Origin of the sequence: Capnocytophaga sp. oral taxon 336 str. F0502, assembly GCF_000411575.1 — a bacterium.
In the GTDB taxonomy this organism is placed as follows: domain Bacteria; phylum Bacteroidota; class Bacteroidia; order Flavobacteriales; family Flavobacteriaceae; genus Capnocytophaga; species Capnocytophaga ochracea.
On sequence record NZ_KE150489.1, the window covers coordinates 124,875 to 144,234 of the forward strand.

The 19,360-nt window shown below is 37.3% G+C and carries 18 protein-coding genes and 1 tRNA gene; 15 read left to right on the forward strand and 4 right to left on the reverse strand.

Going from position 1 to position 19,360, the window contains the following annotated elements; genetic code table 11:
- From HMPREF1528_RS03955 to HMPREF1528_RS13195, 8 genes are all read left to right on the forward strand, one after another.
- Positions 1–588 (forward strand): 5-formyltetrahydrofolate cyclo-ligase, encoded by a 588-nt coding sequence (locus tag HMPREF1528_RS03955; protein ID WP_016478730.1) that lies wholly within the window; start codon positions 1–3, stop codon positions 586–588.
- Positions 589–710: 122 nt separating this feature from the next.
- A complete protein-coding gene (locus HMPREF1528_RS03960; RefSeq protein ID WP_016478731.1) occupies positions 711–1,910 on the forward strand; it encodes an HmuY family protein in 1,200 nt (399 codons plus the stop codon).
- Between the two features lie 8 nt (positions 1,911–1,918).
- On the forward strand, positions 1,919–2,548 hold the full coding sequence (locus tag HMPREF1528_RS03965; RefSeq protein WP_016478732.1) for an HmuY family protein: 630 nt from the start codon (positions 1,919–1,921) through the stop codon (positions 2,546–2,548).
- Positions 2,549–2,618: 70 nt separating this feature from the next.
- Entirely contained in the window at positions 2,619–4,562 is a 1,944-nt protein-coding gene (locus tag HMPREF1528_RS03970) for a TonB-dependent receptor plug domain-containing protein (protein WP_016478733.1), read from the forward strand.
- Between the two features lie 483 nt (positions 4,563–5,045).
- On the forward strand, positions 5,046–5,354 hold the full coding sequence (locus HMPREF1528_RS03975; RefSeq protein ID WP_009411402.1) for a DUF4834 family protein: 309 nt from the start codon (positions 5,046–5,048) through the stop codon (positions 5,352–5,354).
- Between the two features lie 34 nt (positions 5,355–5,388).
- The gene (locus tag HMPREF1528_RS03980; RefSeq protein ID WP_016478734.1) at positions 5,389–7,776 is read left to right on the forward strand and encodes a YfhO family protein; all 2,388 of its coding nucleotides are present in this window, start codon (positions 5,389–5,391) and stop codon (positions 7,774–7,776) included.
- Positions 7,773–8,093 (forward strand): hypothetical protein, encoded by a 321-nt coding sequence (locus tag HMPREF1528_RS13190; protein WP_016478735.1) that lies wholly within the window; start codon positions 7,773–7,775, stop codon positions 8,091–8,093. Before HMPREF1528_RS03980 ends, HMPREF1528_RS13190 begins: the two co-directional genes overlap by 4 nt.
- On the forward strand, positions 8,068–8,532 hold the full coding sequence (locus HMPREF1528_RS13195) for a hypothetical protein (RefSeq protein WP_016478736.1): 465 nt from the start codon (positions 8,068–8,070) through the stop codon (positions 8,530–8,532). The genes HMPREF1528_RS13190 and HMPREF1528_RS13195 overlap by 26 nt, the downstream gene beginning before the upstream one ends.
- A gap of 140 nt (positions 8,533–8,672) precedes the next feature.
- On the opposite strand, the gene HMPREF1528_RS03995 is transcribed toward HMPREF1528_RS13195, so the two are convergent.
- The 3 genes from HMPREF1528_RS03995 to HMPREF1528_RS04005 form a co-directional block, all read right to left on the reverse strand.
- A tRNA-Leu gene (locus tag HMPREF1528_RS03995) sits at positions 8,673–8,752 on the reverse strand.
- Positions 8,753–8,839: 87 nt separating this feature from the next.
- Positions 8,840–9,748: a bifunctional metallophosphatase/5'-nucleotidase gene (locus HMPREF1528_RS04000; RefSeq protein ID WP_016478737.1), complete on the reverse strand. Its 909-nt coding sequence runs from the start codon at positions 9,746–9,748 to the stop codon at positions 8,840–8,842.
- A gap of 7 nt (positions 9,749–9,755) precedes the next feature.
- On the reverse strand, positions 9,756–10,541 hold the full coding sequence (locus HMPREF1528_RS04005; protein WP_016478738.1) for a 5'-nucleotidase C-terminal domain-containing protein: 786 nt from the start codon (positions 10,539–10,541) through the stop codon (positions 9,756–9,758).
- A gap of 64 nt (positions 10,542–10,605) precedes the next feature.
- Between HMPREF1528_RS04005 and HMPREF1528_RS04010 the strand changes: the two genes are divergently transcribed.
- Both HMPREF1528_RS04010 and dapA read left to right on the forward strand, forming a co-directional pair.
- On the forward strand, positions 10,606–11,124 hold the full coding sequence (locus HMPREF1528_RS04010) for a DUF6913 domain-containing protein (RefSeq protein ID WP_002675764.1): 519 nt from the start codon (positions 10,606–10,608) through the stop codon (positions 11,122–11,124).
- Between the two features lie 7 nt (positions 11,125–11,131).
- Positions 11,132–12,004, forward strand: coding sequence for a 4-hydroxy-tetrahydrodipicolinate synthase (gene dapA / locus HMPREF1528_RS04015; RefSeq protein ID WP_016478739.1), 873 nt, complete (start codon positions 11,132–11,134; stop codon positions 12,002–12,004).
- 43 nt (positions 12,005–12,047) lie between these two features.
- Here the strand turns inward: dapA and HMPREF1528_RS04020 are convergent, their stop codons facing one another.
- Entirely contained in the window at positions 12,048–13,763 is a 1,716-nt protein-coding gene (locus HMPREF1528_RS04020; RefSeq protein WP_016478740.1) for a murein L,D-transpeptidase, read from the reverse strand.
- A gap of 620 nt (positions 13,764–14,383) precedes the next feature.
- On the opposite strand from HMPREF1528_RS04020, the gene ffh reads away from it, so the two are divergent.
- From ffh to HMPREF1528_RS04045, 5 genes are read left to right on the forward strand one after another with little or no spacing between them, the layout of a single operon-like run.
- Positions 14,384–15,715 (forward strand): signal recognition particle protein, encoded by a 1,332-nt coding sequence (gene ffh, locus HMPREF1528_RS04025; protein ID WP_009411396.1) that lies wholly within the window; start codon positions 14,384–14,386, stop codon positions 15,713–15,715.
- Between the two features lie 29 nt (positions 15,716–15,744).
- Positions 15,745–16,200, forward strand: coding sequence for a DUF2750 domain-containing protein (locus HMPREF1528_RS04030; protein WP_016478741.1), 456 nt, complete (start codon positions 15,745–15,747; stop codon positions 16,198–16,200).
- Between the two features lie 21 nt (positions 16,201–16,221).
- The gene (folD, locus tag HMPREF1528_RS04035) at positions 16,222–17,097 is read left to right on the forward strand and encodes a bifunctional methylenetetrahydrofolate dehydrogenase/methenyltetrahydrofolate cyclohydrolase FolD (protein ID WP_016478742.1); all 876 of its coding nucleotides are present in this window, start codon (positions 16,222–16,224) and stop codon (positions 17,095–17,097) included.
- Positions 17,094–18,233 carry an AAA family ATPase gene (locus HMPREF1528_RS04040; protein WP_009418397.1) on the forward strand — a complete coding sequence of 380 codons (1,140 nt, stop codon included), beginning with the start codon at positions 17,094–17,096 and terminating at the stop codon, positions 18,231–18,233. The genes folD and HMPREF1528_RS04040 overlap by 4 nt, the downstream gene beginning before the upstream one ends.
- Positions 18,234–19,322 (forward strand): CapA family protein, encoded by a 1,089-nt coding sequence (locus tag HMPREF1528_RS04045; protein ID WP_016478743.1) that lies wholly within the window; start codon positions 18,234–18,236, stop codon positions 19,320–19,322. It abuts the gene before it with no gap.
- Positions 19,323–19,360: the final 38 nt, after the last annotated feature.

Consider the following 19,360-nt stretch of genomic DNA (forward strand, 5'->3'; position numbering starts at 1 on the left):
ATGACAAAAAAAGAACTCAGGACACTCTATAAGCAAAAACGCAATGCCCTATCAGCTGAGGAGCGAGACCTCCTCAGCCAACAAATAGCTGAAAGGTTACTTCTTTTTCCTGATTCTTTATGGGAGTATCACACTTACCATATATTTCTCCCCATAGAACGATTAGCCGAAATAAACACAAATTATATATTGGACATACTGCGCGATAAGAATAAGCAAATAGTAGTCCCGAAAATGGATAGCAATACTCGCACGCTGTCCTCTATTCTTTTCACCAAAGATACTCAGCTCATTAATAACGCTTGGGGTATTCCTGAACCTAAACAAGGTGTTATTATAACTCCCGAAACCATAGATGTAGTATTCGTTCCTCTTCTTGCCTATGACAAATATGGCAATCGGATAGGCTATGGCGGTGGCTATTACGACCGTTTTTTGAGTGAATGCAGAGGCAATACACTCAAAATAGGACTCTCCTACTTCCCTCCTGAAAATAACTTTTATGCTTTGAGAAATGCTACTGATGTTTTTTTAGATTATACTATCACTCCTTCTGCCAATTACACACTCACAAAAAGAGAATATTGATAAATTTTTATTGAGGAAAAGTTTGCTTATATTGAACTTTTCAAAATAAAATACCATATTGTTTTGTATAATTCTAAATAAGTAGTATCTTTGCACCGTCAAATCAAAATACAAACAATATTATGAGATTAAAATTTTTAGCTCCTGCGCTTATCGCAGGAATGACGGTGCTTACTACTTCTTGTAGTAAAGACGACAATCCGACCCCTATACCTTCTACTGCTAAAGAAGTTAAAGAATTAAATGTTTCTTCACAAACAGAGTGGGTGTATTTTTCTTTTTCAGAAGGGAAACAAGTAGAGGTAACCAATCCTCGCACAAGTGATAATTGGGATATCGCTTTCAATCGTTATAACGTAAAAACTAATGGTGGTACTTCAGGTATTGGAGGCGTGGAAGTAGCCAATACAGGAAGTAAAGTCTTTAATACTGTTACTCAATACCCTGGCATAGGATATGAGAAAGACATATTAGTAACTTCTTATGGGCGTCCACAACCAGGACAAACAACTCCCACTACTACAACTATCTCAGTTAATCCTGCCATTACAGGTACAGTACAAAGCCCTGACCCTAAAGGCTTCTATAACTATAATCCTCCTACACCAGGAAGCAATACTCCTCATATTACACTTACCAAATATGTATATGTAGTAAAAACAGTAAAAGGAAAGTATGTAAAATTGCAAATTACTGAGTATACTAACGCTAAGGGTGAATTAGGTTATCTTACTTTTAAATATGATACTCTTACCTCACAAGCTCCAGTAGAAAAAGTAAACCTTACTTTTACCAAAGCAGTTGGAGAAGTACAATTAGATGCCACTGCCGATTGGCAATACTTTTCATTGGCAACAGGAGCTGTAGTAAGCGTTACCACTCCAGAAACTGATACTACTTGGGATATAGCTTTCAAAGGTTATTATGTAAAGCTCAATGGTGGTGTGAATGGTAAAGGAAAAGGAGAAGCTCTTAAAACAGAATCAAAAGATTTTGATGCTGTAAAAGAAACTGTAGTGGTAGGTTTTGAAAAAGACAAAGAAGTAACTTTTACTGGTAGAAACAGCTCTACTAAAGTAAACGTTTCACCAGTACTTACAGGAGGCTTTGGTTCTACTACAGGTACTATAAACATCAGTCCTAGCAATATAAAAAAATGGGGAGACGTTTACGCTCCTAATGAATGGGTATACATTATCAAAACAGCTGATGGTAAATACGCTAAAGTGCAAGTAACTGATTTTTATAAGGAAGTAAACAGCAAAAAAGCAGCTAATTATCCTAAACTTAAATATCAATTGAGTGATACTCAAAGTAAATAATAAAGATTATGAAAGTTAGATTATTAGTATCAGTTTTAGCTATAGCTCTTACTTTTGCTTCTTGCAGTAAGGACAATGATAGCAAAGAAGAGAAAAAAATCTCAAAAGGAACACAAGTGAAGAACTTGTACACTTTCAACAAAGATAATTGGGTATACTTTTCTTTTAAAAAAGGAGTTATAACTATTCAAGATCCTGAAAATAGCTTAGATTGGGATATAGCTTTTTTTGCTCATTATATCAAAACTAATGGTGGTGTATCAGGTAAAGGAAAAGGAGGAGCCGTAAAAACTGACTCTAACAACTTTGACACTGTCACTTCTGCTCCTACTGAAGGTTACACACAAGATGTAAATGGTACAATGTCTTATGGATCTTATCCTAATCTAACAAAAAAAGAAGGTACTTTTTCCCCAATTGTATCTGGAGATTTTGAAACAAAGACAGGTTATGTTTCTCTTTCACCTAACAATATAGGAAAATGGCCAAGTGTGTATGCTCCTACAAAGTATGTTTACATAATTAAAACTGCAAAAGGAGAATATGCTAAATTTCAAGTTACCGATTTTTATAACGATGGAGCTAAACCTAACTACCTTACTTTTAGCTATCTAATTAGCAAAGATGATAAGTTTTAAGCCTAAACAATAATCACACTGAGGCTGTCTTGATATAGGCAGCCTCTTTCGTCTAAATTAAATTATCAATATGCGAAAGATTTTTATCACTGCTTTTATTTCATTATTCTACTCGCTATCTACTCTTGCTCAAAACGACAAGAAGGAAGATGAACCTATAAAACTCAATGAAATAATTGTAACGGCTACACGCGCTCAAAAGAACTTAAAAAACGTACCTATCACCGTACAAGTAGTTACCGCTGAAGATATTCGCAAATCGCAAGCTACCGACTTCCAATCGTTTTTAGAAACGGAATTTGCAGGTATTAACTTTACTTACGATGGAGGTATGCCTAATATTAATATGATGGGATTTGGAGGTAAATATGTGCTCTTTTTAATGGACGGCGAGCGTATGGCAGGAGAAACTTTTGACAATATTGACTATAATCGTATTGACTTGGATAATATTGAACGTATTGAAATCATCAAAGGGGCTTCTTCTTCTCTTTATGGCTCGAATGCGCTGGGAGGGGTGATTAATATCATTACCAAAAATGCTAAGAAACCTTTTGAAGGTAACGCGAGTTATCAGTACGAGAGCATCAAAAGTCATAAAGCGAATGTAGGCGTGGGGAGCAAGCAAAAATGGGGTAGTATCCGCCTGACATCTTTTTACAATTTCCGCGAACCTTATGTTTTGGAAGACAGCGAACCATTAACTGTTTATAAGAATGGTACAGCTGTTACCTCTGAAAAAGGAGAACTCAATATTGCAGGGTTTACTACTTATGGAGTTACCCCTAAACTTACTTTCAATTTATCACCTAAAATAGACCTTGTCCTTACACCTAACTACTACTTCAGCGAACGCAATCAAGGGACAGAATCTTCAAGAAAACTACGTGATAGATATTATAACTACACTTTATCGGCTAAATCTAACATTGCACTCACTGAGAGCAAAAAATTAAGCCTATCGGGGGCTTTTGACCGTTACGACAAGTTTAACTACTTCCCGTTATTAAAAGAAAAAGAAAAGAACTATGAAAACACTATATGGCGTGCAGGAATGCAATACAACCAATCGCTATGGGAAAAACATTCGTTAGTAGCAGGAGCAGAAATATTTTCAGATGAACTACTCAGTTTCCGCTTTGATAATACAGGTACTGAAGCTAAAGAAAACGCACAAAACTACACTGCTTTCACCCAACAAGAATGGACACTTTCTTCTGCTTTCACTTTGGTAACTGGGGCACGTATAGATTATCATTCACTTTTTAAAGAACACTTTACCTATCGTTTGTCAGGGATGTTTAAGGTAGAGCAGTTTACTTTTAGAGGAGGTTTTTCCACAGGATTCCGGTCGCCTACCTTGAAAGAACTCTACACTAATTGGTTTCACCCTTGGGGGGGTGGCTTCCAAATAATGGGTAACAAAGACCTTAAACCCGAAACCAGTAATAACCTTAACCTTTCAGTAGATTTCGACAGCAAGAAGCTGAATATTACCGCGATGACGCAACTCTCGTCGGTAAGAGATAAAATAGCCTTCCGCTGGACGGCTGCCAGCGATACTATTCGTTATGTAAATTTTAATGGCAATACTGAGATTGTAAGCTCTGAGATATCGGCGACTTATCACCCTACAAAAGCTTTCCGCTTTAAAGGTTCGTATGCGTACTACTACATTAGCAATAGCACAGGTGAAAACCGCCCGCATACCTTCACTGTAAAAGCTGAATACATTCCTAAACGTGATGCCCTCTATATTCCTAACGTTGTGTTGAGTGGCAAATACGTAAGTGCTACCCGCATTCACGATACCGATAGTAATAACAACGAGCTCTATACCTATTATGAACCATATAGTATATGGCATTTGCAACTATTCTCTAAACTTCCCTACCACCTCACCTTCACAGCAGGTATTGACAATCTTTTCGATTATGTAACTAAAACCACGAGTTTCTACTCCAGTATTTCTCCGGGGAGAACTTATCTGATAGGATTGAAGTGGACCTATTGATTTTCAAAAATAAGTTGGGTTAGAGGTAAGAATTCGTACAAATTTCATTCTGCTTTGTTTTTCCACTCAAAATAACTCCATCTTTTTTTCGAAATATATCAGAAGGATTCGGAAGGAGAAAATTAGATGAAGAGTATAAGATAAGAGGTAAATTGGGTATAGTTAGCTTATAGGAAGCTTATAGGAAGCTTATACGAATCTTGGACGATTGGTATAGAAAAGGTATATAAGTAGTTGATTTATACTATAATACAACAATGCCAAAAATGTTAAAAACAGGGTTACGAGGCGAAAGTAAGAGAAAGATAAAATCCTTTTAACACACACTTACTCGGCAGTTATTGAGAAACTCTCCTAAAAAGAGGGGGCGTAGCGATGCAAAGGTAAAGGCAAAAATAAGGTAAAAGTGGAGGAGATTAGTAATTTTTACAAATTTGTTAGTTCATAATTATTTTATACCTTTGCACCAAAACTAAAAATAAAATGATGTCAGAAGCTTCTTTTTCAGGATTTATACAGACTATCCTTATTATCATATTAGTGTTTTGGGGACTGAGAATCCTCCTGAGAATATTGGCTCCTTATATGATGCGTTTTTTCATAAACAAGGTAAGTGAAAGAATGCAAAAAGAATTCGAGCGTACCCAAAATCAGTACCAACAAAATGCTTATGGGCAAAATCGCTCAGAAGAGAAGGAAGGCAAACAAACTATTATAAATAAGAATTCTCATTCTAAAAACCCTGAAGCTACCAAGCAAGTGGGTGAGTATATAGATTACGAGGAAGTTTGATTTAAGTAAGAGATAAAAGGTAAAAAATAACCAAATGAAAAAAATAGTCCCTCACGTTGTAGTAATAGCGCTATTTGCTGTAATAGCGCTTGCTTTCTTTTATCCTGTATTACAGGGAAAAGGTATCTTCCAAAGCGATATTGTTCAGTATACCGGTATGGCGAAGGAGCGCAATGATTACCGTCAAACAGAAAACAAAGAGACATATTGGACAAACAGCGCTTTTGGTGGTATGCCTACCTATCAGTTAGGGGCACAATATCCTAATGATTTTGTAAAGCAGCTAGACAGAACGTTACGCTTTTTACCTCGTCCTGCCGATTATCTCTTCTTGTACTTTATAGGCTTTTACGTCCTACTTTTGGTGCTAAAAGTGGATTACAAGAATGCTTTCTTGGGGGCTATTGCCTTTGGTCTTTCTACTTACTTGATTATTATTTTAGGGGCAGGGCATAATGCCAAAGCACACGCCATTGCTTATTTTGCTCCTTTATTAGCGGGTATCTTATTGGTATTTCAGCGGAAATACCTTTGGGGAGGATTACTCACAGCAGTAGCGCTGGCGTTAGAAATCTGCGCTAATCACTTCCAGATGACGTATTACCTGCTTTTATTGGTATTGCTCTTAGGCGTAGGCTTCCTTTATAAAGCTATCAAAGAGAAACAACTCAAAGATTTTGCAAAAGCTATGGCAGTACTACTTGGGGCTGTAGTGGTGAGTGTACTGGCAAATGCTACTTTACTGCTCACGACTCGCGAATACGCCGATTGGAGTACCCGTAGTAAATCGACACTTACCATTACTCCTGATGGGACTCCGAAAGAGCAGAACAGCGGTCTATCAAAAGAATATATCACCGAATATAGTTATGGCATCAGTGAATCACTAAACCTTATCGTGCCTCGTCTTTTTGGAGGTTCTAACCACGAAAACTTAGGAGAAAACTCTAAGACGTATCAGTATTTGGTACAATTGGGGGTACCCCCTATGCAGGCATTACAAGAAACACAACGTTTACCCACTTACTGGGGCGACCAACCCATCGTGGCTGCCCCTGCCTATATAGGAGCTGTGGTGTTCTTCCTATTTGTCTTAGCACTTTTTGTAGTAAAAGGTAGAATTAAATGGTGGCTTTTAACGGGCTCAGTAATGGCACTCGTACTTTCGTGGGGCAAGAACTTCGGACTGCTCACTGATTTTATGATAGACTACTTTCCGTTATACAATAAGTTTAGAGCGGTATCGTCTATACAAGTAATTTTAGAACTCTGCGTGCCTATATTGGCGATAGTAGGGTTACAACAGTTCTTAAAAACACCTGAAGAGGAGCGCAAAAAATACTTGCTTTACAGTCTTTATATTTGTTTGGGGGTAATGTTATTGCTTTTCTTAGGAAAAGGATTCTTTGATTTCCAAAGCGCAAACGATGTGTATTACGGCAACAGAGAGATTGTGCAAATGATAGTGGAAGACCGCAAAAGTATTTACACTGCTGATTTGCTGAGAAGCACCGTACTTATACTACTCACGGCTTTGGCTTTGGTGCTTTATCAGTACAACAAAATTCCTCTTAGGGGAATGCAAATAGCACTCTTAGCATTGCTTTTCTTTGATTTGGGAGGAGTAGCCAAACGCTATGTAAACAAAGACAATTTTGTAGATAAATACCTAATAGAAAATCCTTTTGAGGCAACTCCTGCTGATATGGCGATTCTTCAAGACAAGAGCTATTATCGCGTATACGAACCTCAAGTGGGTATCAATGGTGCACGTACTTCGTTTTTTCACCATTCGATTGGAGGCTATCACGCAGCTAAACCCAAGCGCTTGCAAGAGCTCTTCGATTACCAAATAGCCAAAGGAAATATGGAAGTGCTCAATATGCTAAATGTGAAATATATACTTTTGCGCAACCAAGAGGGAGAAATACAACCAATGCACAACGAAGATGCCTTAGGTAATGCGTGGTTTATAAAGCAACTTAGCTTAAAAAACAGTGATAATGAGGTGATGAAAGCTTTAAAAGAGTTTCACCCTTCCGAAGAGGCTTTAGCAACGCTCAAAGATTTGAAAACAAACCTTCCATCACAATACACTGTGGATAGCACGGCTACGATTGCACTAAAACATATGCGCCCTGATGAATTAACTTACGAAAGTAACAATTCTCACGAGGGCTTTGCGGTTTTCTCGGAGATGTTCTACCCTCACGGATGGAAAGCGACTATCGATGGCAAAGAGGCGCCTATCTACCGTGTAGATTACACTTTACGAGGAATGTCTGTACCCGCAGGAAAACACGAGATACGCTTTGCTTTTGAACCCGAAGTAGTAAAAACAGGTAGTAGGTTAAGTCTTGTAGGGTGTATTTTATTGCTTTTATGGCTTGCAGGAGGTATTTTTGTACAATTTAAAAAATGAAAACACTTTTTACTACTATTGGACTACTGCTAATCAGTGTTATTCACGCTCAAGATTTTATAGGCAAAGAATGGCGCATTGATAATTTTTTAGGGGAGTTCCCTGACGTGACCGATGTGTATTTCCTAAAAACGCCTGAGAGTAAATATACTTTTGGCGACCGTATTCTCTTCAATTCAGATGGTACTTTCTCCTCCTGGTTAGTAACCGAATGTGGTAATACCTGCTCTTCTCCTACTATAGGGACTTATCAAGCGGTAGGCAAGTATTTAATCTATTCAGGTAGAGAAAATGGAAAAACGAGGGGTGAAATGTGATAGTATTCCTATAGAGCTCAATCTTAATCTCGGTAGTTATTATCTCCACAAAATCTCCAACGATGAATACTACCTCATTAAAAGTACTGGTAATTTTGCTGCCGACAAACAGAAACTAAATGACGTAGCCACTTTACTGTGCTTTATTAAAATTTATGATATACGAGGCAAATCGCCTAATCCTTCTTTCCAACTGAAAAGTGATATTCCTAAAGACGAGCGCATTGGCAAATTCGTACGCAAACTCTTTCATCTCACTACTTATGAAATCCTCAAAGGCTTCCCTGACAACCATAGTACTCATTACCTTGTAAAAGACCTTAAAACTAACACCTATTACTACCTACGAGAGGAATATTTTAGCAATAAAGTTACTGTTTACTACTTTACTGAAAAAGACTTAAAACAACGTGCTAAAGAACTGAAAAAGCAACGGTAAATAAGGAAGAAGAAAAGACAAAAGAGGTACCTAACAGAAGAAGTGAGAACCGAAGTAAAACCTAAAAAATAAATAGTTCTCAAAACTACTTTATATTAAAAAAACAAAAAGGAGCTACAATAATGTAGCTCCTTTTATTGTACCTGAGGAGGGAATCGAACCCTCACTCCGAAGAACACGAGTTTGAGTCGTGCGCGTCTACCAATTCCGCCACTCAGGCTCCTTTTTAATTCGGTTGCAAAAGTACATAAGTTTTTTAAATATACAAAAAAAACGAGTACTTTTTTACAAAATAATTTATAACAACCTATACTTCAATAGTCACTGCTTTGTTTTTTACAAGGCTACCTTCCTCAAAAAAGAAGTCTATTCTTCCCAAATTAATACCATAACAACCTACTTGATTTACCAAAGTAGTTTTTCCTCTTTTATTTGTAACCAAAGTAGGGCGAGGTAAAAAAGTATGTGTATGACCTCCTATAATTAAATCGATATAAGAGGTTTGAGCAGCAACTTTTAAATCGGAGACCTTAGGGCTATTTTTGTAATCATATCCTAAGTGAGACAGACAGAGAATTAAGTCACAATGTTCTTCATTATAAAGTTTGCGTTCCATATCTTGTGCTATCTCTATAGGGTTCAGATAAACTGTTTCGCCGTATTGTTTTTTATTTACCAAACCTTCCAATTCAACGCCCAGACCAAAAACTCCTATTTTAATACCATCTACCATATAAATTTTATAGGGGTTTGTATACCCATTGAGGAGCGTTTTACTTACATCGTAATTAGAAATGATAAAATCAAACTTGGCGTGAGGAAGCTGTGCAAAGAGCCCCTCTACCCCATTGTCAAAATCGTGATTCCCTAAGGTAGCAGCGTCGTATTTAAGCATTGACATTAGCTTAAACTCTAACTCACCTCCATAGAAATTAAAATAAGGAGTGCCTTGAAAAATATCTCCTGCATCGAAAAGCAAGGTATGAGGATTTTCTTTACGTATTTGGTCGATGAGATATGCCCTACGTGCTATTCCTCCTTTATTAGGGTTATGAGGGTCAGTAATAGGAAAAGGGTCGATGTGACTGTGTACGTCGTTCGTATGCAAAATAGTAATTTGTTTTGCGTTGCTTGGCTTCATTGATAGAGATAGACCTCCTACCCCCATTAGCAAAGATGAAGCTCCTATGTTTTTAATAAAAGTACGTCTTTTCATAATCGTATTATAGTTTATATTCAAATCGGTTATCTTTTTTAGCGTCTAATACGTCTATTTTTTTGAAATAGTCAATCAGTACATTGCGAAGTTTATAATCTGTTTCATCTACTTTCAAGGAATTTTCGAAGAAGTACATCGCATCTCCCCCATTCATTAAATAATCGGAAGTAGCAACTATATAAGTAGCTTTAGAATCGAAAGGTTTCCCATTGATATTGAAGTGAACCACCTTACCATCTTTGGTGATTTGCAAATCTATTTGCTTTGACAGAGGGTGAGGTTTTCGCTCTTTAATCAGATAGTTAAGAAGCTCTTGTACTTTCTCTCCTGACATTGTAAGTACTACTACTTTATTCTCAAAAGGCATTATATCATAAACTGAACCTACTGTAACATCACCTTTAGGCAAATCGGAACGAATACCTCCCCAGTTGAGCATTACAAAGTCGATATCCTTACCTGTACGTTTTTTGTAAAGAGGATTTACAATTTCGAAGGTAGCATCAGCCATAAAATTACCAATAGCGGTATTTAACGCTTTTTCTTTTCTATCTTTCACCAAATCGACTGGGTTTTGAGCTAAGACGGTAGACATCTCAGAGGATATGTGTTCGCGATATGGTGTGATAAAGTTTTCTATTTCAGCTTTTTGTGAAATAGTATCGGTAATAGGAATGTTTATAGCTTTTACTCTTGTAAGCTGCGTTTTAGACGAAGAGCAAGAGGCTAAAAATCCTATTGTTACAAGCAATACAAAAAAATAATGCTTCATTACATCAAACTTTTTCATAAATATATTTCTATTTTAAAAATTATTTTTACCTTTGCAATCACACGCAAAATTACAATATATTTTGGACATCGTAAAAAATTATAACATAAAAAATAAAATTCGGAAGAATTTTAAAGCCTTAGAAAGTTATAACAAAAGGTTAGACAACAACTTAGCAAAAGTTGGTTGTATTGTGGATATGGATGTAGTGAAGAATGTAGACCCCTTATTGGAGCTTATAAAATACTATTCCATTCGCCCTGAGAACTATATTGTCTTAGGATATAAGCGTGAATCAGAAGAAACTCACGCTAATGGAACTCCTTTTCTGATTGATAAGGAAATTAATTGGCAAGGAAAGATTAGGAATTACCACGCCGATAGATTAGCTGAACAAGAGTATGACTTGCTCATTAATTATTTTAGTGAGCCTAAATTGCCATTGTTACTATTGTCTTCGTCTATCAAAGCTAAATTAAGAGCTGGTTTTGAAGGAATAGGACTACAGTACAACGATATTGTGATAGCTTGTTCTCCTGCTGATGAAAAGGTTTTTGCTAATGAATTAAAAAAAATATTAGAAACCATTATTCGCAAATAAAAAAATTATGACAAAACAACTAAGAGGAACTGGTGTGGCTCTTATCACACCCTTCACAGCTGAGAAGCGGGTGGATACTAAGGCTCTCACCCGTATAGTAGAATATGTAACTGATGGTGGAGTAGATTTCATTGTAGTTTTGGGAACTACCAGCGAAGCTCCTACTCTCAGTAAGGAAGAAAAGGCTCTTGTACGAGAGACTATTATCAAGGCTAATAAAAAGCATTTGCCCTTAGTATTAGGTATTGGGGGCAATAATACCCAAAGTGTTATTGAGGAAATCAAGAGTACGGATTTAACCCCTTTTGATGCGATTCTATCTGTAACGCCTTATTACAATAAACCTTCGCAAAATGGTTTATATGCACACTTTGCAGCAATAGCCAAAGAGAGTCCTTTACCTATTATTTTATATAATGTACCTGGGCGCACAGGGGTATGTATGACCGCTGAAACCATATTGCGATTGGCTAATGACTTTAAGAATATTATAGCTGTAAAAGAAGCTTCTGGCAATTTAGTGTTAGATATGAATATCTTAAAAGATATGCCTAAACATTTCACTTTCTTATCAGGAGATGATACTACAACCCTTCCTTCAGTATATATGGGTGGTAGTGGAGCAATTTCGGTGATTGGGATTGCTTTTCCTAAGGAATTTTCTGAGATGGTACGATTAGGGTTAGACGGTAATACTTCTAAAGCTAATACATTGCAATACGAATTGTTACCTATGATGGCTTTAGCTTTTAAAGAAGGGAACCCCACAGGAATTAAAGCTATTTTGGCTGCTCAAGGCTTATGTGAGCCCTATGTGCGTTTGCCTTTGGTAGAGGCTTCGGATAGTTTAAAAGAAGAAATAAAAAAAGCTTTAAAATAAAGGGCATTAAAATAAGTGACAAATAAAAAAAGCGGTTTGAAAGTTAACTTTCAAACCGCTTTATGTCTTTCAACTGTTCGTTATCAAGATCGTAGATATCATTCTTTATAGTTGCTTCGCCTTTCTTATCTACCGATATGGTGTAGTACAGAATATTAATCATATATTTTGTATTGAGTTTTATACGATACTGATTGCGCTTATTATTGTTCATAAAGTCTTTGACTTTCTCTTCTGTCCAAGACTTTCCATCACCTTCATTCTTCAGTAGATAATAGGCTAATTGCGAAGGATTTTGCACGCGTACACAGCCGTGACTAAGTGCACGTTGCTCACGTTCGAACAAATACTTTGATGGTGTATCGTGCAAATATATACTCATATTATTATTGAGCAGGAACTTCACTAAGCCCAATGAGTTGCGCTCGGAGGGAGCTTCTACAAAATAAAAAGCACGTTTATGCACTAAAGGATTCGTCCAATCTACCTCTAAGGGGTCTATCACCTTGCCATTTTCATACATAGTATAACCTCTATTTTTGTATCTTTCGGGGTCTTCTTGCAATAGCATTTGAGGAATCATTTCCTTTCTGATAATACTCTGAGGCACAGACCACGTAGGGCGAAATTCTACTGAACGAATAGAATCAGTGAAAATGGGAGTTGAGCTTTGAGCTCGCCCTACCACTACTTTGGTTTGATATATTAATGAGTCCTTATGATATAAAAAAAGTTTATAATCAGGAATATTCACAATTATATAATCATCACCTAAATCATTATTGAAAACACGCATACGCTCCATATTGAGCCTAAGTAAATCGCGCTGGCGTGCTTTATTCATATTCAGACGATTGAGTGTTTGGATACCTAAGGAACCATCGGGAGTAAGCCCATTACTGCGCTGAAATCTTTTCAATGCCCATATAAGGGTACTATCTACTTCCTGAGGGTCGATTTTGGGAACTGACCCAAAGCCTTTTTTAGCTAAGGCATTGCGCAAGCTCTCGACCTCAGGATCAGTATATCCGTAAACAAAGTTTTTAGGGTCTGAAAATTTAATAACACGAATAGTGTCAAGAGGCTGATTTTTGAGTTGTATATACTTATATTTCATTCGTCTATACTGTTCTCCTTTGGGATAAAGACTTGCTAATTTTGCTTCTAAATCATCGTTATCTCCCAAATGTAAGAGCATATCAATATTCCGATATTTATATTTTGGTTTTATCCACGTGTGTTTTCCATAGGCTCTTTTAGAAAAGCGACCAGAGGTAAGGTGCTTGGCAAAAAGCAAAAAAGAGGCGGTAATTTGTTTATCTAAATAAGCCTTATAATCATTAGGGAGTTTATATTTATAGGCACTATCTACCACTTTTTTCAAAGCAGAACGCCTATAAGTTTCGGGGTTTAGACCATCTTCTTCAATACATTTTAAAGCATCTATATATTGCGAAAAGATGCGAGAAGGGATATCTTCGAAGAGCCAACGAGTTTTTCCTCCATTTTCTGTATAATAACTATGGGTTTCGGACTGTATTCCTTTTTTATAAGTAGCATCAAGAACTGTAAGATTTTCGAATGAAGTTACAGAGGTATCTACTGCAATAGTAAGAGCCTCAGTATAAACCTCTTTACCAACCTCATTTAATGAAGAATTGGGGTGAGAAGTAGTGGGAGTAGTTTTTCTACAGCTTTGTAAGGTGATAAAAATAGCTATTAAAACTGCAATTTTTATCTTTAAATCAATATGAATCATATTAAAAACATATTTTGGGTGCAAAGATAAGGATAATTAGGGAATTAGCAAATGTGAAAATTAGGAAATTAGTAAATGTGAAAATTAGCAGATTAGCAAATTTGGGAATTAGCAAATGATGGGGAGAGATTTAAATAGTTATTTGATTGGTCGGAATGAGGTAGAACTTTCGGAAGTAAACGAAAAATACCAGAAGTACACTGAGGGTAATTTTGAAGAGAAAAGGCTATTAGGAGGGTATGCTTAGCTTATAGGAAGCTTATACGAATCTTGGACGATTGGTATAGAAAGGGTATATAAGTGATTGATTAATAATATGATACACCAACGCAAAAAATGCTAAAAACGGGGTTACGAGGCGAAAGAAAAGGTAAGGTGAGATATTGGAGAAATATGGAGGAACTCTAAAAAACTCGGAGGTAAAATATGCTTAACTTATAGAAATCTTATACGGAATCTTGTACGATTATTATAGAACAGCCTTTTAAACTTCTATAAAATAAGGAGTTATATTATAGAAAAACACCTTATTAACCGTATCAATACACTTTTTTAGCTGTTTAGTTTTTAGTTTCCACTTTTTTTCAGTACCTTTGCACAACTTTTTAAAATAGACAAAAATGTTTGATAATTTAAGTGATAAATTAGAGAAAGCCCTACATAACTTAAAGGGACACGGTAAGATTACCGAAATAAACGTAGCTGAAACACTGAAAGAAGTGCGTCGCGCTTTGCTTGATGCCGACGTGAATTATAAGATAGCCAAAGATTTTACCAATAACGTAAAAGAAAAAGCCTTAGGACAACAAGTGCTCACTACCCTACAACCAGGGCAGTTAATGGTGAAGATTGTAAAAGATGAGCTCACCCAGCTAATGGGAGGAGATGCTGCTGGGGTGAACCTATCGGGGAATCCCACTGTTATATTGATGTCGGGGTTACAAGGTTCTGGTAAGACTACTTTCTCAGGGAAATTGGCTAACTACCTCAAAAATAAAAGAAATAAAAAACCTTTGCTCGTAGCGTGCGACGTGTATCGTCCTGCTGCGATAGACCAATTACATATTGTAGGAGAACAGGTGGGGGTACCTGTTTTTTCGGATAAAGGGAACAATAACCCTGTGGATATTGCCAAAAAAGGGGTGCAATACGCCAAAGAAAACCACTTGAACGTGGTGATTGTGGATACCGCAGGTCGGTTGGCAGTAGACGAGCAAATGATGACTGAAATATCGAATATCCACAAAGCACTCAACCCACAAGAAACCCTTTTTGTAGTAGATGCGATGACGGGGCAAGATGCTGTAAACACGGCTAAAGCCTTCAACGATGTGCTCAACTTCGATGGGGTTATCCTTACCAAACTCGACGGGGACACCCGCGGTGGGGCGGCTATCACTATTAAATCGGTAGTGAATAAACCTATCAAATTCGTAGGTACGGGCGAGAAAATGGACGCTATTGATGTGTTTTATCCCGACCGTATGGCTGACCGTATTCTCGGTATGGGCGACGTGGTATCATTAGTAGAACGCGCTCAAGAGCAGTTTGACGAAGAGCAAGCGCGCAAATTGCAAAAGAAAATTGCAAAAAACCAATTTGGATTTGACGACTTTCTCGAACAAATACAGCAAATTAAGCGTATGGGTAGTATGAAAGACCTCCTTGGTATGCTCCCCGGTGTAGGGAAAGCAGTGAAAGACCTCGATATCAAAGACGACGCTTTCAAGCATATCGAAGCAATTATCCATTCGATGACTCCAAAAGAGCGCAATACGCCTGCTATCATAGATTTAAACCGCAAAAAACGAATTGCCAAGGGTAGCGGTCGCGATATTCAAGAGGTAAACCAACTAATGAAACAGTTCGAGCAAATGAGCAAGATGATGAAAATGATGCAAGGTGGCGGTGGCAGAAAGATGATGCAGATGATGCAGGGAATGAGAGGTTAGATAAAAGGTAAAAGGTAAAAAATACAAATATGTTACAAGAATTCATTGAAACTGTAGTAAAGAACAAAGAAGTGTTTTACCTAGAAGTAGACGAATCGTTTGCTATGTGTGGTTCGCAAGCCTTCTACATTGAGGAAACCAAAGAAGCTATTCCTGTAGCCCTCTTTTGGGAAGACGAAGAGAAAGCAGTAGCTTGTAAATCCGACGAATGGGCTAAGGGAATTGTAAAATCGGCTACCTTAGAAGAGTTTATTGAGATATGCTTTGGAATGCAAGTAGAAACAATGGCAGTGGGTATTGGGTTCAACGCTGATTTATCAGGAGGAGAAGAACTCGTTCCTGTTGATTTGATAAAAGCATTGATAAAAGAAATTGACAGAACAAAAACTGCGGTTACTTTTAGTGACTCGTTCGAATCATTAGCCCAAGTAAAACAACTTTTGAACCAAATAGAGCTTGACATCACCGATGAAAAAGCTCTTTAACCACTAAAAACACAATCAGTAATGACTATCTTAGACGGAAAAAAGACTTCAGAAGCCCTCAAACAAGAAATTGCTGAGGAAGTAAAGCAACTAAAAGCTGAGGGAAAGAAAGTACCACATTTGGCTGCCGTATTGGTAGGCGACGATGGGGCGAGTCTTACCTACGTGGGGGGTAAGGTGAAAGCTTGCGAACAAGTAGGCTTTGAGTCTACTTTAGTAAAACTCCCTGCTAACATCAGTGAAGAGGCGTTACTGCAAGAAATTGAAAAGTTAAACGCTAATTCTGAAATTGACGGCTATATAGTACAATTACCACTACCTAAACACATCGACGAGCAGAAAATACTTTTAGCCATAGACCCTACAAAAGATGTAGACGGCTTTCACCCTGCTAACTTCGGTAGAATGGCACTGGATATGGAGGCTTTTATTCCTGCTACACCTTTCGGTATTATGGAGTTGCTGAAACGCTACGAAGTGCCTACCAAAGGCAAACACGTGGTAGTAGTAGGACGCTCACACATCGTAGGTCGCCCCATCAGCATATTGCTCAGCCAAAAGGGAGCACAAGGCAACGCTACCGTTACACTTACTCACAGCCATACCCCTAACCTCGCTGAGCTTACACGTCAGGCAGATATTGTGGTAATGGCATTAGGTATTCCAGAATTTCTAAAAGGCGATATGGTAAAAGAAGGCGTAACCGTGATAGACGTAGGAATTACACGCCTGAAAGATGATAGCACCCATAAAGGTTATCGCATAGTAGGCGATGTAGCTTTCGATGAAGTAAAAGAAAAAGCGAGCTACATTACTCCTGTACCAGGGGGCGTAGGTCCTATGACCATAGCAATGCTCTTGAAAAATACTTTATTAGCTTATAAATGGTATCGATGAAAATAAAAGAATCTAAATATTATCACCCTGTAAACCTCTTGCAGATAGACTCCGATGACCACGTAGAGGTGTACGATAAATACAAACTTCTGACTTTCAGCAACCCGTACCGTTGTTTGTTAGACGACTTGATGGCAAGAATTTATATAGGAGGAGAGGATTTGGTTATCCAACGAGACAAACTGAAACACTTTGTGAAATGTACTGACTATTACACCATAGAATACGCCTCCAAACAAAATGAGCTATACGAATCGGAAGAATGCTATTTTCACCCAGAGCTCGAAATCTTTTTGGTAATAGACAAAAATCTCTCGAATGAGTACGATAACCAGATTTTTGAAGACGGATTATACAAAGTAAATTCAGTATACTACCAAAACGACAATCCAAAGGCTAAAGAACACCTCAACACCTTGTTTTCAGAATATATAGAGAAGTATATCTCTAAAGAATCTAAGGTTTCTATACTACTAAAAACGCAAATAGGATTAGAAATCAAAACTCATAGCATCAAGCCTTACCGCATAGATTTTGAAACGATGTACAACAATGATTTCTTCGAAGTACATACTCGAGTGAAAAATGCGCTAACGAATGACAACAAGGGCGTGGTACTATTTCACGGGATTGCTGGTTCGGGGAAGACAAATTACATCAAATGGCTTACGAGTCAAATCCCGAATAAAAAATTTATCTTTGTACCTACTACAATGATAGGGTCGCTCACCGATCCTGCTTTTATTAGTTTGCTCATAGGCAATAAGAACTCTGTATTGGTACTCGAAGATTGTGAGAACTATATAGCTGAACGCACCGCTTTCAACAGTAATACCGATGTAGTATCGTCTATCCTCAATATAGCTGACGGTATGCTTTCTGATGTATTAGAATGCCAACTGATATGCACGTTTAACTCCGATATTTCTAAGATAGACTCGGCATTATTGCGCAAAGGCAGATTGATAGCCGAGTATAAGTTTAAAGAGCTAACTGTTGAGAAGTGCAATAAGTATTTGCAATCTACCGATAGAGATTTTAGAGTAGATAAGCCTTACTCATTAGCAGAACTGACCAATATAGACATAAAGGAACTCAAAGAACAAGACAAGCAAACTAAAATAGGTTTCAAATAAATGATACGTGTATTTCTGACTTTTCTCTTCTTCTCGATAACTTTTGCCCAAGAAACAGGTAACCGAATGTCTTTGCTTTTTATGGGGGATATAATGGGGCACGTGCCACAAATAGAAGGAGCTTACGATATTGAAACGAAGCAATACAATTATATGCCTGTATTTGACAAAATCAAGCATAAGTTTGCGCAGGTAGATTTTGCTATTGCTAATTTGGAAGTAACTTTGGCAGGGGAACCTTATACAGGTTACCCTCAGTTTTCGTCGCCCGATGCTTTAGCAGTTGCTTGTAGAGATAGCGGAATAGATGTATTGGTAACTGCCAATAATCACACTTGCGATAGAGGCAAAAAGGGAATTATCCGTACTTTAGACGTACTCGACTCTCTGAAAATAGCTCATACAGGAACCTTTCGCAACAAAGCAGACTTTGAGAAACATAATTTATTGGTGCTTTCCAAAAATGGGATTTCAGTGGGAATACTCAACTATACTTATGGTACTAATGGTTTACCCGTTCCTGAACCTACCATCGTAAATAAAATAAATCTCAACCTAATGAAGCAGGATATTGAGAAAGCTAAAAAAGTAAATCTTGATAAACTGATAGTAGTGATACACTGGGGGATAGAATACCAGCAAAAGCAAAACAAAAAACAGGAAGAAATAGCACAATTTCTTTTTGACAACGGAGTAAACATTATTATAGGAAGTCACCCACACGTCTTACAACCTATGTATTACTATCCGCAAACGGGACTTCATAAGGAACAGATGGTAGTTTATTCACTGGGTAATTTTGTATCTAACCAACGCAAAAGCTCAACAGACGGAGGTGCGATGGTAGAGCTGACCTTCTTCAAAGATGCTTATGGCACTCATATCCTTGATAAAGGATATTATTTAGTTTGGGTAAATCGCACTCCAAAAACTAATAAGAAATATCTTTTTGAAATATTACCTTGCAAAGAATACGAAACTACTCACTACAAAGACCTTACTGAGAGTGTTAAGGATAGTATGAATATCTTTATAAACAACTCTCGAAAGTTATTCAAATCTAATATTTTAGTTAAAGAGAAACTATAGCTTATTACAACATTTCTTTTATGTATCAGCTTTAGAAA